We start from the raw sequence: 22,943 nt of genomic DNA on the forward strand, positions 1-22,943 counted from the left end.
AAAGGCAGAGTATTATGGATTGGATTGAAGGCATAAAAAGTTACATTCAAGTCGTCGAACAAGGCAGTTTTAAAGGCGCAGCAATGAAGCTCAACACCACAAGTTCAGCCATCAGCAAGCGTGTTCACTCAATCGAACAGCGTCTTGGCGTTCAGCTATTACTTCGAACCACCCGTTCAGTGACTCAAACTGAAGCAGGGGCACTTTTCTATCAACGCTCCAAAACTCAATTAGATACCTGGCAATCTATTGTTGATGAAACCCGTAGCATTAATAAAACGCCAGCGGGTCTATTAAAGATAGGCGCAACATTGGCGGTAGGGTCTAAGTTTCTTGTTCAACACTTTGATGAGTTTTTGCAGAAATACCCAGATATTCGAATTCAACTAATAACAACAACACCCGGTCAACTGCCCGAGCTAAGCCTTGATCTATTTATCAGCCGTGAGTTTGAACAGTTGAACTCTCTTAGTTTTATTGCCAAACCACTCTTTACACATCAGGCAGGGTTTTATGCCTCACCAAATTACATTGAAAAGTTTGGTACGCCTAAAAATGTAGATGAGCTCACTCGCCACAATGTGCTCACTTGGGGAGAGCAACCTCACAGGGAGATCACAGTTGCGAGAAACAAACGAATTCACGTATGCGGCAACTTTTCTACGACCAACCCTGAAGCTCTGTTCTACGCGGGAAAAAGTGGCATGGGCATTTTGTTAACCAATAACTTTATGATTAAAGAAGAAATAAGTTCAGGCGCTTTAGTTCGTATTCTTCCTGACATCACTGTAGATGAAGGAACTCTTTTTGCCTACTACCCAAAATTGGATTATCAGCATACTCGTACGGGATTGTTCCTTGACTACCTTAAAGAGAAATTAGAGCTTATTAATAAGCCTTGAGTTTTCGTTAATAGCCTTGGCTTTCAATGCCTAGACCTTTAAACACCTAACATTCAAAGCAAAAAAACACGAAATATTTGCAAGAAAAACGCCAACATTTTAGTTCACATTTTTTTTGCTATTTAACATTATGATTCGTCAAAACTTAATAAAAAGTTCACCTTGAATGGCATGGATCTGGTTTGCAAAAAACCGTGATCTCTACCATAGTGTCTAAGTGCATATACTTATTATAAAAAAAGTTAAAAATCACCAAAACGTGAGATCTCAATATGGCTATGAGGCTAGAAAACACGGGTGTTATAGGCTTAGACGAAGTTAATGACACCTTACTTATGGAAGGCTCCACCCTACTCGATCATGTCACTCTAAAGTTGCATCAGCAATTTCAGAGCTTCTCAACTTGCATCATCGAATTCGATAAACTGCGCTATCACGCTCAAACTATCTCTTATGCGTGCAATAAAAGCCTGCAACCAAGCTTTCACTACGCGCTCAAAAATACCCCCTGCGAGTTTGTTGGTAAAACACAAGCCAATTATTGTCTATTCATCGAAGATCTAGCTGAGCAGTTTCCCTTAGACAGCTACATCCAAGAAAATCACTTATGTGGTTATATTGGCATCCCATTAAAAAGTCAGACAGGCGAGATCATGGGGATTCTCCTTTCTACTTATGACAAGCCGATCGACGATCCCGGAGAGCTTCTTTTCTATCACAGTTTACTCGCCAATATTATCGTTCATAGCTTACGAGCAAAATGGTTAGCTCAACGCTCAGACAGTTTGGTCAATCAACTTAGCTACGAGGTTTCGCACGACAATTTAACAGGTCTGAGAAACCGTAGTTGCTTAGCTGATAGACTAGAAATCCTGACTCAGTCTTCAACAAATCCATTTACTTTGGCCTACGTCGATATTGATAATTTCAAATCGATTAATGACCTCTACGGTAATTACATTGGTGACCAAGTTTTACGCTTTGTAGCCAAAGTCATCACCGAGGCTATTTCAGAAAATAACCTCGCATTCAGAATTGCAGGTGATGAATTTGCCTTTATCACGTACGCTTGTGACCCAATCCGTATCTGCCACGAGATTATTCATTCACTCAAACAGGGATATAAAGACCCTTCTCACGATATCAGTGTGTCAGTAGGCATTGGGATGACAAGAACACAAGAGCAGATACTGACCGCGGAGCAGATGATCCTTAACGCCAGCCTTGCTTTAAAAGATTGTAAGAAGGCGACTGGAACAAAAATCCGATGCTATGACACTCAACTAAGTGCGGTTTACCATCGTAAAACTCAAGTTATCAATGCCCTAAGAAGTGAGTTGGCTAAACCCAAAGACAAGCCAAGTGAAATCTTCGTTGCTGCGCAACCTATCGTCCATAAACACAATGAGCAATGGCGCTATTTCGAGATCTTAGCTCGTTGGAACAGTGAACACCTAGGAACTATTTCCCCGCTGGAATTTATTGAAGCGGCTGAACAGTCAGGGCTGATTATTGAGCTGGGTGAACGTATTGTACAACTTGCCTGTGAGGCTAAGTTAGAATTAGAAAAAGGCTTTGGTCATAAAGTTAAACTCGGAATAAATTGTTCTGCACATGAACTTAGTGGTTCAGAGCGTTACATACAACACCTTACCAGCACCATCGACAGTTATGGATTTGATCCCCATGATTTTGTCATTGAGCTGACGGAAACAGTACTGATTACGAGGGGGGATGAGGTAAAACAAATATTGGATCGGCTACGAGCATTCGGTTTTACCATTGCACTAGATGATTTTGGAACAGGCTATTCAAGCTTGAACTATCTACACAGCTACCCAATCGATTGTATTAAGATCGACGCTACTTTCATTCGGAATATGCTCAATAATCAAAAGTCAGAACGAGTGGTGAAGCTTATTATTCAACTGGCCGAACAACTTAATGTCGCACTTGTCGCAGAGGGCGTGGAAACAATTGAAGCATTAGAGAAGCTTTATTCGATGGGGTGTCTTCAAATTCAAGGCTACTACTTCTCTCGGCCAGAAACACCACGCTCAATAGTGAATAACTACTACGATTCACTTAATAACAAAACTGGAGTAAGAAGCGCATAATATTCAGAGGTTAACATCCGACGAATAGATAGCAATGATTAGGTCGTTAGCTACAGTAAAGAAGAAAAAACGACATTGAGATAGTTACTCAATGTCGTTTTTATTGCATGTTTAAATAATAAGTTGGTGCTTAAATGAAAACTCTACGCTACAGCGCGTTTAAAGCCAACTCTGTTACTTGTTCTTTTAATAACGAATCAAGCTCATTACGTCTTGCTACAAAACCAGCCATCTCTTTCTTCGGTACTGAGTTTGCCATTGGTATATTGGCCGTCATCGCATTCACAGCGCGACCACGAATCATTAGTTCATAGTGAATATGAGGCCCTGTTACTCGCCCGGTACTGCCTGATAACCCGATACGTTGACCACGGCTAACAGTCTGCCCTTTGCGCACCAAAATTTTGCTTAGATGCAAGTAGCGCGTTTTATAGGTACTGCCATGCTGAATAACCACGTATTTACCCGCATATGGGTGGTTACGTGTCATAACAACAACCCCATCACCTGTCGAAACAATAGAGGTGCCTGTTGGGGTCGCCCAGTCCGTTCCATTGTGCGGAGAGACTCTTCCCGTTACTGGATGTAAACGCTTAGGGTTAAAGCTAGAACTTAGACGATAAGAACCATTCACAGGCTTACGCTGAAAGGCTCGTTGTAAACTGTTTCCTTCGTTATCGTAATACTGCCCGTCTTTGTGCAAATAAGCAGAGACTTCACGACCACGGTTATAGATCTTCACGGCTTGAATTTCACGATTTCCAGTAAGTGCATCGTTAACATATTGTCTGGATTGAACAAGCTCAAAACGATCACCTGCTCTTAAGTCACGAGAGAAATTAATCTTGTCTTTTAGCAGCGAAACGACTTGCTCTATTTCAGCACTGTTTAGACCAGCTCGATTAACTGACTGGGAAAAGCTTCCGTTAATCTCACCAACTAACGGGTGCTCGACCCAAACACCAGGAACTAGAATCTCTTCAAATGTATAGTCACCATCCTCAAGCCGTGTATAAACCACCTGATTCACAACACTGAATTGTAGCTCCATTTTTGCAAGGTCAGAGGGCTCTTCCCCTTGCCAAAAGCGCAGGGTATTACCCGGCTTCAATGTATCAAGTGCAAGATAGTTTAAATCCGTCTCCATAATGCGCATCATGTCTTGATATCGAAATCCAAGCTGAGTAAAGATCGAGCTTAAGTTATCACCAGACTGAATGACGTATTCAAAATCAGGCATATCAATACGGGTTGCACTACTGTCAGTAGAGCCATCAAAAAAGTCACTGACCGCTTGAGAGCTAGACAAAGAGAGTTCAACCGATCTTTGTAGAGAACGTGGACTCATAGAAGATAAGAGAATAATAGCGACGACAGGTAAGCTGATAGCAAACATTTTTTTGCGCTTAGAGAGCGCAGAGTATCGGCTTACAATAGAATTTGAACTCACGAGGTATTCCACTTTGAATGATGAATCTGGCGAATAGATTAAGGGTTTCTCAGCAAAATGTCATCTGAGGAAAGCAAATGCCCTGCAAAACTGTGTCATTCACGGGTTAGTGTAATTACTTAGCCATGAGAGTAAGCACTTACATAACAATTATACAAAGCTCAGGTCACATTTATGTAAAATTGCCCTAGAATGTAAAGCTGTCCCATTTTGTAAATGACACACAAAAAGGCTTAACCTAATTCGTTGATAACCCTGTTAGGAAGCATCAGAGCCTTGAGGTAACACTTGCTCTATAATAAATTTCTCACTAACTCTAAATAGCTGTGTCTGCTCAACCGTAGCTGGTTTCGCCATAGCTTCACCTACGTTACGAGTACGAAAAGTGATGGAAATCTGCTTTTCAGCGCTACTCATATCATCAGAAATGTCACCATCAGTGTTCGACTTATCTTCACGAGATGCACTGTCTTCATTAACGGCAGGCTCTTCACTAATCGGGCTTTCAACGGTTTGCTCGTTTATAGCAAGAATATCAATTCGAATGCGATCGCCTAAGAACTCATAATCGGCCAGAATCATACGATCTCTCATTGCGTCATATCGATACAATGCCAAATAATAAAACACGCCAGTCCCTTGATTTGATACAGCAAGTGATGAGACGAATACGGTTTCGTTATCGATTTCCATTGGGGTAATCAAGTTTGTATCAATGGAAACCCCTCCTCGCTCCGAACCTGAGTCATATTGGCCAACAGCCAGTGCACGCTTCTCATCAACAAAGCTAATAAAGGCAAACGCATCATTCTCTGGAACATCAATCGTTAACGGGTTACTGGAGTCAATATTAAATAACTGCCCAACAATAGGATTGAGGGGAGCATGCTGAGGAAATTTATTTAAAATATCCTCATCATTTAAGCTAAATCGATAGATTCCTGCAATCACTACAGCGACTAGCAGTACGATTGGAATCAATAAAATAAGTGGTATTGGTAAAATGCGCTTTTTCATAACCCGTGAACTCTAAATACTAAACTCGATAAACCTATTTCTAGACAGATCTCTCTATATAAACATAGGGGAGAGGAGCAGAACTTTGTCGTATTCTATACTCAAGGAGAAGCTATCACAATTTCTGTGATCTAGAAGTAGATTAAGGTAATAGCATGGTAAGTAAATCGTCAATTCATATGGCGGATTGCAGCTGCGGTCTCGTTAACTTGGTATGTCGTGGAGAACCCGTCCGCTCTGCCATATGTCACTGCTTTGAATGTCAAAAGCGAACCGGTAGTGTATTTGGTGTTCAGGTTCGGTTCTTGACCGATCAAGTCTCCTACAATGGAGAATTAACTCAATATTCGCGCATTGCAGACTCTGGCAATCAAGTCACCTACCATTTTTGTCCTCGTTGTAGCACAACTATGCTCATCAAACTCAGTGCCTCACCTGATTCGGTTGTGGTTCCTATCGGTATATTTTCCGATCATGAGTTTCCTCCCCCAAGCTTTTCTATTTATGAACAGAGAAAACATGGTTGGGTAAAATTTGACAGCCAAATAGAGCCCCTTGATTAGCCCCAAACTGTAGAGGTTAAACAGATACGGAACTCTATGCATTGCAATAAGAACACCTAACAATCGAGAATTACAAGCATCACAAAACACTAACATGATTCACACCAGCGACACATTATTCGCGTATTATTTGCACGCACAGACTTTGATGTTGAATATTTAGCGACATTTAATGAATAATCTTGCAATGAGTGTTCATTGTGGATATTCTTATCACCAATAGATAAACATGGATGTTTAGACATTTTTCGCCACGGATATGGGCAAAATTTGACTAGTAGTAGCACGAGTAAAAAAATGCAGAATCAATCTCAATCAATCGAAACGCCGAAGAACAAAGGCAACTTCTGGATGTTTTTCATCCCATCCCTGATCGGTCTATTCCTATTCATGGCTCCGATTAGCTATGACGGCGGCCTAACTATTCCTGTTGCTGTCTTAGCCAAATCTATTCAAGCAATCTTTGGAGAGTCACTGGTCTCAATTATAGTTGCGATCATTGCATTTATGTCCATCGCTTCGGTTATCTATAAGGTTTACCAACCTGCCGTTATTAAAAATAACGCTTTCCTGCATGGCTTGTTTAGCCCATCACCACTTTGGCTCGCAGTAAGAGTTATCGGCGGTATCGCAGTAACGCTAACTTTCTTCCAAATTGGTCCAATGGCTATCTGGGAAGAGAATACAGGTGGATTAGTTCTAGAAGGGCTACTGCCTTCCCTATTTTCTGTCTTTATTTTTGCAGGCCTACTATTACCTTTACTGCTAAATTTCGGTTTGCTAGAACTATTTGGCACACTGCTTAGTAAAGTAATGCGCCCTGTATTCAACCTTCCTGGCCGTAGCGCGATTGATTGTATGACATCGTGGCTTGGTGATGGCAGCGTTGGTATTTTGCTGACAAGTAAGCAGTACGAAAACAAATTTTATACGCAACGTGAAGCGGCTGTTGTGGGAACAACGTTCTCAGCGGTATCAATCACGTTCAGCCTTGTTATCATCGCTCAAGTAGAACTAGAACACCTATTCTTACCATTTTATGGCGCTGTCTGTTTAGCAGGCCTAGTTGCGGCGATTATTATTCCAAGACTGCCACCTCTTAGCCGTAAAAAAGATACTTTTATTGACGGCACAACACGTGATGAAGATGCAGATGCAATTCCTGCAGGTCATTCGACTCTGTCTTGGGGTCTTGAGCAAGCACGTAACAAAGCGGGTCAAGTAACGTCTTTGAAATCGGTATTTGGTGACGGTGTTAAAAACGCAATTGATATGGTGTTTGGTGTGCTTCCGGTTGTTATGGGCTTAGGTACAATCGCACTAGTTATTGCTGAATATACGTCAGTATTTACAATTTTAGGTATGCCGTTCATCCCATTCCTTGAACTGCTGGGCATTCCTGAAGCAGTACAAGCTTCGGAAACGATTGTAGTTGGCTTCGCTGATATGTTTATCCCTGCCATTTTAGCGGCTTCTATCGATAACGAGATGACACGCTTTGTAATAGCAGCAATGTCAGTTACACAGCTTATCTACATGTCAGAAGTTGGTGCATTACTTCTAGGTAGCCGTATTCCAGTGAACATCTTAGAGCTGTTTGTAATCTTTATCTTACGTACGCTCATCACGCTACCTGTCATTGCCGGTGTTGCTCACCTGATTTTCTAAGGTGTACCCGCAAGAAAGTTCCGCTTTTACAAACAGATACTGACTCTAAAGCCTCGCATTGCGGGGCTTTTTTATTACGCTCACACTCAGCATATACTGGTTTCAATGCATAATAATAGTAATCACTATTGAGCAATTGATTACTATTTGATGTAAAGCCTCAAAGCTTCCCTTATACTTATATTCAGCCCCCTACTTAATTCTGTCCTACTACAAGACTCGAATTAATATAACCCTGTTTTGAGGTTTGTCGAATGAAATGGATATTCGCGATATTGCTTTTTTTAAGCTTTTCTTCTCAAGCGACCCCTCTTGTGGTCCGTTTAGCCGATGATACGACTGTCACTTTGTCGTTTGAACAAATTAGCCAAGAGATTCCCGCCAGCTCTTTTACTACAAAGCTTCCTTGGTACAAAGAAGCAAAGTCGTATACAGGTGTCCGTATCACCGACTTAGCAAACTACATCGACAAACAAACGGATTCGATTGAGTCAGTCTCATTTATCGCATTAAACGACTACGCGGCAAATACTAATATTAAAGATATTTTGGAATACGACCCTATCATTGCCTACATGATGGATGAAAAAAAAATGAAGATACGAAATAAAGGACCGTATTGGCTGGTCTTTAATGTCGATAAGTACCCTGAAATCGATAACGATGTCTTTTACACTCAGATGGTTTGGCAAATTGACGAAGTTATCATTCACTCGAAACCGCAGTGAATTCGCACTTAAAGAATGAAAAACTGATAACGTATGAAGACTTTTTTATCTAAATCCAAAACGCTATTGATCGTTCTCTCGGTCATCTTGATCGTGGCCAATTTTTATTTTCTGGCCTCAACTCGCGATTTAACCAAGTCTTATACTAACCAACAGAATCAAGCAACGTGGTTCTTGTTTCAGCTAACAAAAGAATTTTCCGAACTCAAAGCAATAACGCCTTATATGCTTGATGGGGATAAGGAATATAAACAGACATGGCTTAAGTATGAACTGGCTTGGAGTCGATTTGATATTCTGTTATACAATCAAGAATCTCATGGATTTATGTCTTTAGCTGGCGCTCAAGAGTTTTTTGAAGAGCTATTCATTCGATTCCAATCTCTTGAAAAAAAATACAATCAAGTCAACAACCCTAATCGCTTAGAAGCACTCAGCGGAGAACTCGACGTTCTTTATGCAGAAATGATCGCCTTCATTAACGAGAACTATCGACTAAAAAACCCTGTCCACAAAAAGCGCATCGAGCAAGCCCAGCAGCTTACTTACATTCAGTACTTATTGTTTTTATTACTCTTTAGCTGCATCGCTTTAGTAAGCTACATTTTCTATCAAGAATCCAAACATCATAAACAGCTGGCGTTTACAGATACTCTCACAGGCATTGCAAATCGGTTTTCACTGTTTGAAGCGTTGGATAACTATAAAAAGGACTCGCCATTCACCCTATTTTTACTCGATCTCAATGGCTTTAAATCTGTTAATGACAATTTTGGACACCAAGCTGGTGACGAAGCCCTTTCTCAAATAGCATGGCGTCTCAATACAATGATTCCGATTGAGAACTACAATATCTATCGAATGGGAGGTGATGAGTTCGCACTAATATTGAATTCCAATGATGAACAAGAAATCCTTAACATGACAGGCCATATAGATGCGTGTTTTGAAGAGGCTATCCACCTTGATGGTGGCTACAACATTCGTCTTGGTAGCAGTATTGGTATGAGCCGTTACCCCAACGATTCCATCGAGATTAATCAACTCATCTCAATTGCTGATCATAATATGTATCGAATGAAGTTCGCGGATAAAAAGCCCTCCCCCTAGATGATTAGCTCGAGAGCAGGCTATACAAATAAACCCAAGCTTTTAAGGCTTGGGTTTATTTTCATAAAAGTTAAGTCTAGTTCGTGAAGTTAACAACTCCCACGCCCTGATCAAATACAACATCGGCATATTTGGGATCTGGAAAAGCGACCGTTGGATCCATTGGGATTATGATCGTTGGGTCGTACTCTATGGAGTCATCGCTTTCACCATCACAAGCAAACGCAACCATATAATCACCCTCGACCAAGAAACCAAACTGGTAGCTACCGTCTTCCTCTACTTGAACAGAAGCAACTGGCGCTATACTGCCATCAGGAATCGCAGGGTCTCCTGTAAACTCTTCATCATCAGGATCAATGAGGTCAATTAACTGCGTAGAATCTAAACCATTCCCTTCATAAAGATAAACCATTGAAGCATCATCACCATCGCAAGTCCCTTCGTCGAAGAGGTTAGTATCAACCGTTCCACTTATTGTCACTGAGTTCGCATTTGAGACAATACTCACTCCATGCGGCTTCAATATATAGCCGTTGTTATTACCTTGATTACCTCTCATCACAAGCGACATGCGCAAATCAAACTCTATGGTAAAGCTCTGAACGCTTTCACTGCTGACTTCAAACGATCCTAATTTCAGCTTATTACTTGGCTGTTTTAGCGATTTTGGATCGCCATTGGAAATTTCAAGTACATAATTAACGTTATCTTCATCGCTAACATGTAAGATTAAGTTTTCATACACACCCACAGCTATAGGTTCATCAGAGACAATCAAGAGAGCATCTGTTCCTTGATAATCAAGCAAGTTCACTTGAACATAATCGTTTTGCCCATCACTAACATCGATGAATATCGACGTTTCATCGTCGACGACTAATTCAACCTGATCAAAGGAAATCATTACTTCTTGAGCTGTATCTACCGGGGCGTCAGAAACTGAAAACGAAACACGAGATGAATTGGCCGATGTCGATGATCCGCCACTACCGCCACCGCATGACACTAAAAATAGAGACATAATGAAGTAAACAACAAGACGATAATTACACATACCACACACCGTTTATAGGCAAAATCAAATGTAAGTATGGCTAAGATTCAGTCTCGACGTATCGAAATCACAAGTTAGTGCTATCGAATCACAAAAACATGCTAATGATTTAACTATCAATATAAGCCATTAAAAGCTAATAGCTTGTTTTAATTAGGAACGAGTTTCCCACGACTAACACAATACCCATCAGCATCAAATCGACTCAAATACTGGCCATCTTGTACCAATGTGAGCGATCTAATATCTGCAAATTGCCAAGTCTTCCATTGGTAACATAAGCGGTCATCCTCCACCCACCAATAACCCTCATCAATATCATTAGGCCTATCGGATAACCCATGCATACGCCCGTCTATTTGGAAGGTAATTCGATAAGGAATATTGAAACAATCACTGGTTAGCAATAAATTCTCAGTTAAGACTGATCGGATGCCTTTTCCCGTTAATCGCAGGCCTTTACTATTTTCTAACCGCTCTAATGGCAATATCTGTTTTGCAAGTAGCGATAGCTGACGAACGCCTTCACGAATATTCACTTCATCAATCGAGTTAAAACTAAGTCGAAAACCATTGTTGCAGCGATTGGTAAAGAAATACTGTTCACCAGAATTAATTAATATGCCCTTCTCTTCCGCTAATCGGGCAAGTTTGATCGCATCAAATCCTTCAGTGTAATTGATCCAAAATGCGGTACCGGCCAATGATGGGATAACACCAGACTGAGGAAAGTAATAGTTCAGCGCCTTCTCCATGGTCAACCATTTACTGCGTAGGCTTTTTAGTAGCTTTTGAATCAGCCCATCGTAATAGCCAAGGCTGATAAACAACGCCAAGGTTTGGCAGTTATTTTTCGGTGGATAGGTGTGACTCTTTCTTTGCAGCAGTTTCGCACGTTCGATTAAAGGCGCAGCAGCGACAATAAATCCGATTCGAAGTCCCGGAGCAATCGTTGATGAGAAACTCGATAGATAAATAACGCGTTCGGTGGAGTATTCTCCTTTCAGCGCCAAAATATCCTGTTCCATAAAGTTAACTTCATGCTCAAAATCATCTTCTACAATCAGGAAGTCATGCTCTTTGGCGCTCTCGATCAGCTGTTTTCTTCGCTCCGTTGGCATACGAACGGTGGTCGGAAACTGATTACTGGGAGTGGTATATACAATGTCACATTGAGCAACGTTATCATCCACCACCAAGCCTTGCTCATCGATATTAAGCGGCAAGATCATCGGCTGCTTAGCACTGAACTGAGCGTACGCTTCTGGGTAGCCCGGGTTCTCGATACCGACGATAGATGTTCCACTGGTCAATAATCGACTAATTAAGTGTAAGCTCTGTTGGCTACCCATGGTCACCATAATCTCTTGTGACTTGGCAAAGATACCTCGCCTAGGTAGCACACGTGTTCTTATCTGCTCAGTTAACTCTTCATAATCATCGTGGGTTGACGTCCACTGCCGACTGTTGGCTTTATTGAGGGATTGAATCGCGCATTTTCGCCACTCAGCCACAGGGAAAATAGACTCATCAACCATGCCATGAATAAATCGATATGGATAATTGCCACCTTGCTGTGCTGCTCGTTCATAATTGGAATCATCGGCTTTTAGATAATTATCCCAGTTAAATTCCGATGTGGAACTCAGTGTAACCTTAGGAGTGCTGAGGATAAATTCTGGATTAATGAAGTAGCCTTTTCTCTCTTTTGAAATGAAAAAGCCTTCTTCACTGAGTTGGTCATAAACACGCAAAACGGTATTACGCGATACTTTCAAGCTCATCGCCAGCTTTCGAGAAGATGTGACTGGTAAACTTCTATCGAGGAAACCACTCACAATCGCTTGGGTAATACCGGTTTTGATTTGGTCTTGAAGTGACAACGTATGATTGGGATCGATGTGAATATACTTCTCTAACATACTTCCTCGAAACTGAATGAACTGTCACTAGTATTGGTTATGAAAATGTTAATATCCGAGATTAAAGTCTCACAAATAAGAAACACTTAGTGCCAATTCCACAAGAGTGAAGAGCACTAAGTGTTTTTATACGTAGAGTGGCCTATTTAAGGATTATAACTAACAAGCAATCTATTGAGTTCATGATTAACAATATCTAAGCCCTTATTAATAGCGTCTTGATCAATTGTTAATGGCGGAAGAAAGCGAATCACGTTGGCCTTAACGCCACAAGAGAGCAAGATCAAACCTTCTTTCGCAGCTGCTTGTACTAACCCTTTAGTTATATCGACTAATGGAGCGCCTGTATCGGGATCATTTAGCTCTATCGCTATCATCGCCCCGATTTGACGAACATCACCAATTTCCGGGATCTCTGTTTGCATTCGGTCTAAGCGACGTTTGAACTCCCCCCCCACTTCATTGGCACGTTCACATAAACATTCATGTCTAATAACTTCAAGAACAGCAAGCCCAGCAACACAAGCCAATGGAGAACCTGCGTAAGTGCCACCCAAACCGCCTGGGTTAGCGGAGTCCATAATGTCAGAGTTACCCACAACAGCAGAGATTGGGAAGCCACCCGCGATGCCTTTTGCCATGGTGGTTAAGTCTGGCGTTATCTCAAGGTGTTCAGAAGCAAACATCGCCCCTGTTCTCGCAAAACCTGTTTGAATTTCATCACAAATTAATACGATTCCATGTTTGTCACATAACGCTCGAACTTGCTGTGCCCACGCTTTAGGCGCTTGATAAAAGCCCCCTTCACCTTGAACAGGTTCAAAAATGATCGCTGCAACACGGCTAGGTTCAATAGCGCAAGCAAACAAATCATCTAACGCCGCTAGGCTTTGTTCGTTGCTTATGCCGTGGTATTGATTAGGGAAAGGCGCGTGATATATCTCATTTGGAAATGGACCAAAATCCGCTTTATAGGGTGCAACCTTTCCAGTCAGCCCCATACACATATTGGTGCGACCATGAAAGCCACCTTTAAAAGCAATGACACCGCTTCGCTTGGTGTGCGCTCGCGCTACTTTGATTGCGTTTTCAACCGCTTCTGCTCCTGTGGTCAAAAAAATCGCTTTTTTCTCACCATCACCGGGAGCGAGGTCCACCAGCTTTTCAGCTAGCTCAACAAAGCTCGGATAAGGTGTGACCATCGCACACGTATGGCTAAAGTTATCCAGTTGAGCTTTTACCGCTTCTATAATTTTGGGGTGCGAATGGCCTGTGTTGGTAACAGCAATACCCGCAGCGAAATCAATATACTCATTTCCTTCAACATCAATGATTGTTGCATTTGATGCAGATTGAGCGTAAATAGGAGCAAGGTTGCCCATTCCTCTAGCAATCACCTGCTCTTTTCTTTGTTGCCACTGCATATTGCTCATAATACGCTTTCCTTCTCTTCCATTTATCCGTATTCAAAAATCCGCTGTGCGAATTCGATGGTTCGCCTACATACCACCTAGGCAGATGTACTTGGTGCTCAAATACTCTTCAATTCCTTGTCTTGCCCCTTCGCGGCCAAATCCAGACTGTTTGACTCCGCCAAATGGCGCAACTTCTGTAGAGATGATCCCTTCATTGATTCCAACCATGCCATATTCAAGCGCCTCTGCAACCTTGAAAGCTCGGTTAAGATCCTTGGTATAGAAATAGCTGGCTAGTCCATAAATGGTATCGTTCGCTTTTTCAATAAGATCGTCCGTATCAGTAAAACGTACCACTGGCGCGATCGGCCCAAATATCTCCTGACTAATAATGCTCATCTCTTGAGTCACTTCCGTCAATATCGCTGGTTGAATGAAGTTGCCTTCTAGGCTTTCACCACCAAAACGCAGCTCAGCACCTTGCGCCTGCGCTTGATCCAAAAGACGCAAAATATTAGTTTTGGCTTTTTTATCGATTAATGGACCAATCGAGACGCCCTCATCTAAGCCATTACCAATTTTTAAATGACTCACTGCGGTAATAAACTTATCGACAAACTGATCATAAACCGAGTCATGAACATAAAAGCGATTGGCGCAAACACATGTTTGACCCGCATTTCGAAACTTAGAAGCAACCGCTCCCGTAACAGCAGCATCAAGATCAGCATCATCAAATACAATGAATGGGGCATTACCACCTAGCTCCATTGATGTGCGTTTAACGGTATCGGCTGTTAACTTGATGAGCGTTCGACCCACTTCTGTTGAACCAGTAAAAGAGAGCTTTTTAATATCTTCATGATTACTAAAAATATCCCCTACCACGACTGATGAGTGATTATTCACGACCACCAGTAAGTCTTCTGGCAAACCCGCTTGATAAGCAAGTTCAGCAATTGCATAAGCAGATAGAGGCGTTTGATTCGCCGGTTTCACAAGGCAACTACAACCTGCCGCCAATGCTGGCGCGGCTTTACGTGTAATCATCGCGATAGGAAAGTTCCAAGGCGTGATAGAGGCTGTGACACCAACCGGTTGTTTAATCGTCATCACACGTTTGTTGGCCGCTGGCGTTGGGATAGTTTCGCCATACGTTCGTTTTCCCTCTTCAGCAAACCACTGAATAAATGAAGCGCCATACATCACCTCACCTTTCGCTTCAGCCAATGGTTTTCCCTGCTCTAGAGTCATGATACGTGCCAGATCATCTGCATTGTCATGCACTAACTGGTACCAACGCTGTAGAACGGCACAACGCTCTGATGCGGTTTTCTTCTGCCACTGCTGCTGAGCTACTTTAGATTGTTCAACTTTTTGATAGATCTCTGAACTCGTTAATGAAGGTATATAACCTACAACGCTGTCATCTGCGGGATTATATACAGCAATAGAGTTATCACCTTCCGCACATAATTTTGATAGTAACAACTTATTTACAATTAATTCCATTTCACAAAGCTCCATTGATACCGGATGTTATAAAAATCATAAGCTAGGTTGATAGAAACACTAAGAACCAGTTGAGGTTTAACGATGGTACCAAGGTTTTTTTGACTGGTACCACATGAAGTTCTCATCTGGTTCTAACACCATGAATCAACTCTCTCTATATTGATAAATGAAACATTTGCGTAACATATCTCGATTATGCGAAATCAAAAAACAAAAGGATGAGGGCAAATAAATGTCTAATATGAAAGGAAATAAACTATTAAGTGGGTTACTAGCTGCAGCTATCGGTGTCACATCAGTAGTCGCTTCAACCCTCTCTTACGCTGCTGAATACAACTGGCGCTTTGCTAACCTTTATGGCCGTGGAACGGCTTATGGCGAAGTTTACGAAAACCTAGCTAAAAACATTGAAGTCATGTCAGACGGACGCATTAAGGTACAGGTTCTGTATTCAGGTGAAGGCGTTGGTACCAGCGGTATCCTTTCTTCTGTTAAATCTGGCCTTGTTACCATGGGCGCACCGTTCCAATCAATGCATGCGGGTGAGCTTCCTGCTGGTGTGGTTGAGATTGGCCTTCCGGGTGGTACCGCCGATGTGGGGAAACTGTCTACTCTGTTCCACGAGCAAGGCTGGGCAGACACATTAAAAGATGCGTACGGTTCACAGGGTATGACATGGCTTGCACCTTATATCCAGCCACCTGTTTACATCATTACTAAAACAGAAATTAAGTCTATTGAAGACTTTAAAGGCCTAAAAATCCGTGCTCCTGGCGCTTACGGTAAGTTCCTACGTAATCTAGGTGCTGCTCCAGTATCACTATCTTGGAGTGAAATCTACACATCGCTAGCAACTGGCGTTATCGACGGTTCAATCGGTTCTAACATGATTGATCACCGCGATGGTAACCACGTAGAAGTCGCTAAATACATGTACAAACTGCCTCTAGCGGGTGCTCAAGTATTGCCTATCGTTGTCAACACGAAAGAATACAACAAGCTACCAAAAGATCTTCAAGCAATCGTAAGTGCTGCAACAACCGTTCACGCTCAACAGCAGATGACAAAATCTATTCTTTGGGAATCACAAGCCGTGGCTCAAATGGAAGAGAAAGGTCTGAAATGGAGTCCTGAACCAACAGCCGCTGACATCCAAGCGTGGAGTGATGCAGGTAAAACATTGGCGAAAGAGTACTCAGACCAAGACAAATATTCGAAGAAGCTAATCGACCAACTACAACAGCTTTAATAAGAAGTAAAGATAAGGTGAGCGTAATGCTCACCTCTTTTTTGGAGGCAGGATGCTAGACTCTTCAAGGGTTAACCTAAAATCGGAACGAAACAAATTTGAGACCATATTGCTCAATTATTGCCGAGCTGTGCGATACATTGTATGGGCAATCGGTCGAAGTGTTTCATTTCTTATTCCATTACTGGCTGGCATCGTCGCCTATGAAGTTTTGGCTCGTTATTTTCTAGACTCACCGACTATCTGGGCCTATGACACATCTCTGTTTCTATTTGGCTACATCTCAGCATTAGGCGGGGCTTACGCACAACAGAAAAAATCGCACATTAATGTCGATGTTCTCTACCTCCATGTGCCTATGACCGTTAAGCGCCTATTCAGTTTAATAACCATCATACTCGCCGTTGGCTTTTTAGTCGTGATGGCTAATATTTGCTTTGAAAAATTTCTCGAAACACTCGAATACGGTTTTAAACGCCAATCAGAATGGGCACCTAGTGTTCACCATTTCTGGTTAATGATCACAGTAGCAAGTGTCATATTCATCGCCGAATATTCCGTGCAATTTATCAATCACTGTTTTGCTCTTATCACAGGTCGTGAGTTACTTCCGGGTTTATACCAAGAAGAACACGCAGCGCAAAACCAACCGGATAATGCCGATACGAAGTCAATAAACCAAGGGAAGTTAGCGAATAAAGAAAAACCAGATAACGAAAAATCGGCCAACCACGCTGAATCTGTCAATGTTTCTGTAGGAGGCGAACATGGGAATTGAAACGCTAACGCTAGTTCTATTAGCGTGTATATTAGTCGCCTTCGCATTAGGTGCTCAAGTTGGACTTGCGCTAGCCGGTATCGCAATGGGGATTGGTTACCTCACTTGGGGTGACACTCTGTTTAACATCATTCCCACCACCGTTGAATCAACATTCTTTAGTTTCATTCTTCTCGCTATCCCCCTTTATATCTACATGGGTCAACTGTTAACCCGTTCAGGCATTGGTGATGCGATGTTCAACGCAAGCCAATTGATGATTGGCCGAGTTCGAGGCTCACTTGCCATCAGTGTTATTGGCGTTTGTTCTATGATTGGTGCAATGGTCGGTATTATCGGCGCAGGTATCATGACCTCAAGCAGCATTGCATTAAAACCAATGCTCGATCGTGGCTACGATAAAAAACTCGCACTTGGCGTCATTATGGCGGGCGGTTCGTTGGGCATTTTGATTCCACCGAGCATCCCAATGATAATGTTTGCTTCTGCTACGCAAAACTCTGTAGGTCGAATGTTCTTAGGGGCGCTTGGTCCGGCAATAATCACCATTACACTATTGATCACTTATGTCGTTATCTCTTGCAAATTGAACCCTAGCAGAGCACCTCGTGATGAAGAAAATGAAATAGAAGTTCCAACCGGATTAGAGAAGTTCAATACCATACGCGATGGCGCTTCATCACTGCTTTTAATCGTTGCAGTACTCGGAAGCATCATCATGGGGATAGCAACGCCTACGGAATCAGGTGCTATCGGTGTGGTCGGCGCGATTATATTGGCGATTTTGTTTAAACGTTTTAAACCTCAAATGATGCACAAAGCAGGCATCCAAACGGCTCTGCTTGTTAGCGTAGCAATGTGGATAATATTAGGCGCATCCATATTCAGTAACTTCCACCTATTAATGGGTGTGCAAAATATGGTGGCTCAGTTTGCCACCGGGCTAGACCTTCCGCCTATTATGATCATCATCATGTTCCAAGTCGTTATGTTGTTGCTTGGTTTCATCATAGATGAGTTCATCATCGTACTGATGTGCGCGCCCATCTTTACCCCTGTTGCAGTCATGTTGGGCTATGACCCAATTTGGTTTGGCGTATTGATGATTTTGAATATCGTCATTGCTGTACAAACACCCCCGTACGGTTTCGCGCTGTTTTACTTAAAAGGCATTGCTCCAAAAGGTGTCACTATGATGGACATCTATCGTTCAGTGACTCCATTTATCTTGGTTCAATTCCTTGTTCTCATAATTTGCATGGCCTTTCCACAAACCATCTTGTGGCTGCCGAATCAAATGATGAACTGACAAATCTAAAACCGACACCCAACTAGACAACAAACTTGCTCTCCTTCTCTAATAACGTCACTAACGTGAAGGGGAGCTTTACACCTGTGCATTACAAAAACTGAAGGTTATGAAAACCCAGCAAAATCCGGGCTTGAATAGCAGTAGTCTCAGCTCACTAAAATGGAGAAATAAAGATGAACATCTCAACTTATATTCCATTACTAATCAGTGGAATGATGGTCACTCATGCCCATGCGGATACCCTCTTTGAGGATAACTTCAATGCGGGGCTATCAAACTGGCAAGCCAGCGGTAACGCATCAACCAACAGCAATGTTGTGATTGATGGATTATCGGCGTACTTAAAGCAAACGGGGCAGATTAACAGGCAAATTGATGTCTCCAATCACTCCAATGTGTCGGTAAGCTATTACATGGCAGCTAGGTTACTTGAGAGTGCTGACTACTGTTATGCCGAGTACGCACTTGATGGCAGTTCTAACTACACTCAACTTTCTTCGTTAGGCAACGGGCAAGACAATGGCAACTTTGTCTTTAACTCGGCCAATATTGCCAATGCCAACACACTCGATTTACGTTTTCGAGCGGCCACTGGTACGGCCGACCACTGTTATGTTGAAGACGTACTAGTTAGCGGTGATGGTCAAACAAGCTCACCACAACCAAGCATCGACGTAACAAGCACCATCAGTTTTGGTTCAATCCAAGTCGATAGCAATGTCAGCCAAAACCTTGATATCACGAACAGTGGAACCGAAGATCTTTCCATCACAAGTCTTTCACCACCAAACGGGGATTTTGCAATAACGCAAGATAACTGCTCAAGCTCAACATTAAGCCAGAACCAATCATGTGCGCTCACCCTCTCTTTTACTCCCTCTTTTTCAGGCACACATAATAGTAATTTGACGATATCAAGCAACGATCCGAATACACCCAATGCGCAAGTCTCGTTAACGGGCAGTGGAACTGCGGATCAAGGTGAAGGATACGTTGAAAATTATGATCCACTTTATGGCAGTGGAAATGTCTCTCGGACAGAGCTAACGCACCAAGAGCTGAACAGTAATAATCCAATCACATACCTAACCCAAACCTCTACTGTTGCTGTACCCAGTGAAGCGGCGCAGCCAGATCATCAGCTCGAAGGGCGTATTCAATTAAGTTCGCCAGAAACATCCGGTATCGGTCAGTTTACTGAGCACAAGGATACTTTCCGCTACACGTCTAACGCTGACGATCCACGTAAGCATATCCCAGATTTTGACTTTGAGTTTGTGCAAAGTGGAACACACTTAATCCCTGTACAGCGAGGAATCCAATTAAGCTCTCACGAATATTGGGAGTACATTTTAGAGCCAGGACGCGTTTGGAAAGAGAACTCTGACAACGGTGATTCACGTGCCGCCTTGCCTTTTTCTCTGATGCAAAAGAATTCCAACTGTGTTCACAATGGTGTCATGAGTTTTACGTTTAATGATCTATCTATTAGTCAGGTTTCATACCAAATCGCGTCTGAAACTTGTCTTTACTACCAATTTGATATGTGGGGAAGTGTCGATGCGCAATACACACAGCAAACCGTTACCAATAGCTTACAGATTAAACAGGCCCACCAGACGTACGAATCCAGCAAAATCGAAATGCGTCCAATCAGCGAGCTCGCCACAGACTACCCAAGCTCAGGAGTAGACGCTGCTAACTTTGGTCACTCAAGTGAAGTGTCACCGGATCACATGTCAGTCTATGGGGTTTACTACAACGGTATTCACTACTCTGGCGGTTGTGAAACACGGCAAGGCACGCACCCATACTGCGACCGATTGAGAGTCCCTTCCTACTCAACGGCGAAAACAGCGTTAGCAGGTACAGCGTCAATGCGCCTAGAAACACTGTATCCGGGTTACATGGACAGCCAATTGACCGATCATATTCCACAAGCTGCGAATGATCCTGATGGTGATTGGAACGACGTTACACCAAACAATGCAATTGATATGGCAACGGGTAACTACCGCTTATCGTCAGGCTATTTGAGTGATGAATATTCAACGGCCAACGATACAGGGTTCTTCTTAGTACTTGATCATGCTGGAAAGCTCGATTATTCACTGAGCCGTTACCCGCGTAAGGCAACACCGGGCACCTTCTTTAACTACCACACTACTGATACCTATATCGCGACGGTGGCTGCGCAAAACTTCATAAAAGGAGAGAGAGGAAATCAAGCCGATATCTTTGATGACATCATAGTGAAGGACATCTGGACACCACTTAACGTTGATGAAGGGACAAAAGACACACGTCGAACTTACGATTCAGAAGCGATGCCATTTGGAGGATATGGCTTAACCTATCTGCGCGATGATATTGTAAAAATTGTGAAGTTTACCTCGATAGACCGAGGAGTCATCAATGGTCAGCAGATGCTTGATCCAAGTGAGTTAGAGATAGCCCTGTTTAACGATTCGACCTCACCACCACTTGATGTTCGTAGCGACAGTAAATACTACAGCAACAGCGTATGGGCGAAATTGAAAACCGTCTCACAAGGGTGTGAAACCTACGTACCTTACATGTCAGGTTACGGTGGTATTCAGTTTGTGATGCTCCCTAATGATGTTATCTACTACTACGTGAGTGACAACAATGAGTTTGCATGGGATTTAGCGATTACCGAGGCAGGAAAACTGAACGCTTACTGCCAATAAACCCATTGTTTTCAATTTGGCTATCTAACTAAGCTAACTCAGCTGAAACAGTCAAATCAAAGCCATTAAAAAAGCCAAGCAAAGTCATTGAGACGCTGCTTGGCTTTCATTTTTGTCAGTTCATTCACCATCGACTATTTAAGTAAAGCCCCCGCAATACTCAAGTCATCAACGGTAAACATAACCTTATCGATAAATCGACTTAGTTGATTGACGAACGATCAAATCAATCGGTGGTAAACGCGCGTCGTGCCTTTCGCCAGAAAGTAGATTTAAAATTGATTCGGCACAAACAGCACCAATTTCTTCAATTGGCTGACGCAGCGTAGTGAGCGCAGGAGTGAAATACTTAGATTCCGGAAGATCATCAAATCCAACGATTGAAACATCTTCAGGCACTTTATAACCACGGTCTGTTAAGGCTTTCATCGCGCCATAAGCGGTTTGATCATTTGCGGCAAAAATGGCCGAGAAGTGAACTTTAGAATCCAGTAATTCAATGGTTTTCTCATAACCCATCTCACTACTAAAGTTACCCTGCTTTACCAGTTTCGGATTAACTTTGATTTCCGATTCCGCCAAGGCCTTTTTGTAACCTTCATAACGAGCACTCGAATCTGGTTGACTGGATAACCCTTTAATATGAGCAATATTCACGTGACCTTGTTGAAGCAAGTGCAAGGTAGCAATATATCCGCCTAAGTTGTTGTTCAAGTTCAAACTACGAATGTTTTTACCTTCCACATCATAGCCAACGGTGACAACAGGAATTGATTCCGCTGTTTTTAAAATGGCCTCTTGTTTTAAATGGCCGGTAACAATGATGATTCCATCGACATTATTCTTGGTCAAATACTCAAGTGCATGCGCTTCAAGTTTACTCTGCCAGTGCCCTGTCGCGATCACTAAAGAATAACCCTGAGCGATCAGTGTCTTCTCCATATCATTTAATATACGACTGGTATAAGGGCTATCTGGATGCTGAACTAAAACACCAATAGTCATTGAACGACGATTGGTCTTTTGCTGCACTGGATAGCTCGGCTTGTACCCTATTGTCTTAATCGCCTGTTCAATATTCTGGCTCTTATCGTCTGACACGTAAGTCGTACGATTTAAAAAGCGAGATACTGTGCTCGGCGAAACCCCTGCAAGTTTAGCAACATCGTAAACAGTCGGTGTTTTGGTCTTTTTTGTCATAATATATACACCTCATTTAGCAAGCAAGAAACGCAGATTACTCATGAAATTTACGAATTCAATCAGCGTAACCACAAAACGGGATCTTTATGGAAAACCGTTCGGTTAACTGCTTTCCATTTAACCATATCGTAAGTCTTCCACCTCCTTCCCTTACCAATGTTTACCCGCACTATTAATAAAATCCTTAGTAAGCATACTTAATAAACATAGCGCAAGTAAACGTTTG

General features: G+C 42.4%; 17 protein-coding genes. 10 read left to right on the plus strand and 7 right to left on the minus strand.

Features of this window, described 5'->3' with window-relative positions; genetic code table 11:
* The first annotated feature begins 14 nt into the window (after window positions 1-14).
* Both L4C54_RS15595 and L4C54_RS15600 read left to right on the plus strand, forming a co-directional pair.
* Complete coding sequence (locus L4C54_RS15595) at window positions 15-902, plus strand: LysR family transcriptional regulator (RefSeq protein WP_428808888.1); 888 nt, start codon at window positions 15-17, stop codon at window positions 900-902.
* Between the two features lie 272 nt (window positions 903-1,174).
* Complete coding sequence (locus L4C54_RS15600) at window positions 1,175-3,019, plus strand: putative bifunctional diguanylate cyclase/phosphodiesterase (protein ID WP_428808889.1); 1,845 nt, start codon at window positions 1,175-1,177, stop codon at window positions 3,017-3,019.
* Window positions 3,020-3,167: 148 nt separating this feature from the next.
* Here the strand turns inward: L4C54_RS15600 and shyA are convergent, their stop codons facing one another.
* A complete protein-coding gene (gene shyA, locus L4C54_RS15605; protein WP_489686482.1) occupies window positions 3,168-4,469 on the minus strand; it encodes a peptidoglycan DD-endopeptidase ShyA in 1,302 nt (433 codons plus the stop codon).
* A 258-nt stretch (window positions 4,470-4,727) separates the two neighbouring features.
* The gene (locus L4C54_RS15610; RefSeq protein WP_428808890.1) at window positions 4,728-5,486 is read right to left on the minus strand and encodes a hypothetical protein; all 759 of its coding nucleotides are present in this window, start codon (window positions 5,484-5,486) and stop codon (window positions 4,728-4,730) included.
* 155 nt (window positions 5,487-5,641) lie between these two features.
* Between L4C54_RS15610 and L4C54_RS15615 the strand changes: the two genes are divergently transcribed.
* The 4 genes from L4C54_RS15615 (at window position 5,642) to L4C54_RS15630 (ending at window position 9,555) form a co-directional block, all read left to right on the plus strand.
* The gene (locus L4C54_RS15615; RefSeq protein WP_428802945.1) at window positions 5,642-6,049 is read left to right on the plus strand and encodes a GFA family protein; all 408 of its coding nucleotides are present in this window, start codon (window positions 5,642-5,644) and stop codon (window positions 6,047-6,049) included.
* A gap of 297 nt (window positions 6,050-6,346) precedes the next feature.
* The gene (locus tag L4C54_RS15620; protein WP_428808891.1) at window positions 6,347-7,717 is read left to right on the plus strand and encodes a YjiH family protein; all 1,371 of its coding nucleotides are present in this window, start codon (window positions 6,347-6,349) and stop codon (window positions 7,715-7,717) included.
* Window positions 7,718-7,971: 254 nt separating this feature from the next.
* Window positions 7,972-8,445 (plus strand): putative pterin-binding protein, encoded by a 474-nt coding sequence (locus L4C54_RS15625; RefSeq protein WP_428802947.1) that lies wholly within the window; start codon window positions 7,972-7,974, stop codon window positions 8,443-8,445.
* Between the two features lie 33 nt (window positions 8,446-8,478).
* Window positions 8,479-9,555 carry a GGDEF domain-containing protein gene (locus L4C54_RS15630; RefSeq protein WP_428808892.1) on the plus strand — a complete coding sequence of 359 codons (1,077 nt, stop codon included), beginning with the start codon at window positions 8,479-8,481 and terminating at the stop codon, window positions 9,553-9,555.
* A gap of 76 nt (window positions 9,556-9,631) precedes the next feature.
* Here L4C54_RS15630 and L4C54_RS15635 read toward each other — a convergent pair whose 3' ends face one another.
* The 4 genes from L4C54_RS15635 to L4C54_RS15650 form a co-directional block, all read right to left on the minus strand.
* On the minus strand, window positions 9,632-10,612 hold the full coding sequence (locus L4C54_RS15635) for a DUF4382 domain-containing protein (protein WP_428808893.1): 981 nt from the start codon (window positions 10,610-10,612) through the stop codon (window positions 9,632-9,634).
* A gap of 149 nt (window positions 10,613-10,761) precedes the next feature.
* Window positions 10,762-12,534: an aminotransferase-like domain-containing protein gene (locus L4C54_RS15640; protein ID WP_428808894.1), complete on the minus strand. Its 1,773-nt coding sequence runs from the start codon at window positions 12,532-12,534 to the stop codon at window positions 10,762-10,764.
* 146 nt (window positions 12,535-12,680) lie between these two features.
* The gene (gene gabT / locus L4C54_RS15645) at window positions 12,681-13,967 is read right to left on the minus strand and encodes a 4-aminobutyrate--2-oxoglutarate transaminase (RefSeq protein ID WP_428808895.1); all 1,287 of its coding nucleotides are present in this window, start codon (window positions 13,965-13,967) and stop codon (window positions 12,681-12,683) included.
* 66 nt (window positions 13,968-14,033) lie between these two features.
* Window positions 14,034-15,461 (minus strand): NAD-dependent succinate-semialdehyde dehydrogenase, encoded by a 1,428-nt coding sequence (locus L4C54_RS15650; RefSeq protein ID WP_428808896.1) that lies wholly within the window; start codon window positions 15,459-15,461, stop codon window positions 14,034-14,036.
* 235 nt (window positions 15,462-15,696) lie between these two features.
* Between L4C54_RS15650 and L4C54_RS15655 the strand changes: the two genes are divergently transcribed.
* The 4 genes from L4C54_RS15655 (at window position 15,697) to L4C54_RS15670 (ending at window position 21,514) form a co-directional block, all read left to right on the plus strand.
* Window positions 15,697-16,713, plus strand: coding sequence for a TRAP transporter substrate-binding protein (locus L4C54_RS15655; protein ID WP_428802953.1), 1,017 nt, complete (start codon window positions 15,697-15,699; stop codon window positions 16,711-16,713).
* A gap of 52 nt (window positions 16,714-16,765) precedes the next feature.
* Entirely contained in the window at window positions 16,766-17,491 is a 726-nt protein-coding gene (locus tag L4C54_RS15660) for a TRAP transporter small permease subunit (protein ID WP_428808897.1), read from the plus strand.
* Window positions 17,481-18,800 carry a TRAP transporter large permease gene (locus L4C54_RS15665; protein ID WP_428808898.1) on the plus strand — a complete coding sequence of 440 codons (1,320 nt, stop codon included), beginning with the start codon at window positions 17,481-17,483 and terminating at the stop codon, window positions 18,798-18,800. The genes L4C54_RS15660 and L4C54_RS15665 overlap by 11 nt, the downstream gene beginning before the upstream one ends.
* Before the next feature lie 176 nt (window positions 18,801-18,976).
* Window positions 18,977-21,514 (plus strand): choice-of-anchor D domain-containing protein, encoded by a 2,538-nt coding sequence (locus tag L4C54_RS15670; protein WP_428808899.1) that lies wholly within the window; start codon window positions 18,977-18,979, stop codon window positions 21,512-21,514.
* 186 nt (window positions 21,515-21,700) lie between these two features.
* Here L4C54_RS15670 and L4C54_RS15675 read toward each other — a convergent pair whose 3' ends face one another.
* Window positions 21,701-22,714, minus strand: coding sequence for a LacI family DNA-binding transcriptional regulator (locus L4C54_RS15675; RefSeq protein WP_428802957.1), 1,014 nt, complete (start codon window positions 22,712-22,714; stop codon window positions 21,701-21,703).
* Window positions 22,715-22,943 lie beyond the last annotated feature (229 nt).

Source organism: Vibrio lamellibrachiae (assembly GCF_050337265.1).
GTDB classification, from domain to species: Bacteria; Pseudomonadota; Gammaproteobacteria; order Enterobacterales; family Vibrionaceae; genus Vibrio; species Vibrio kyushuensis.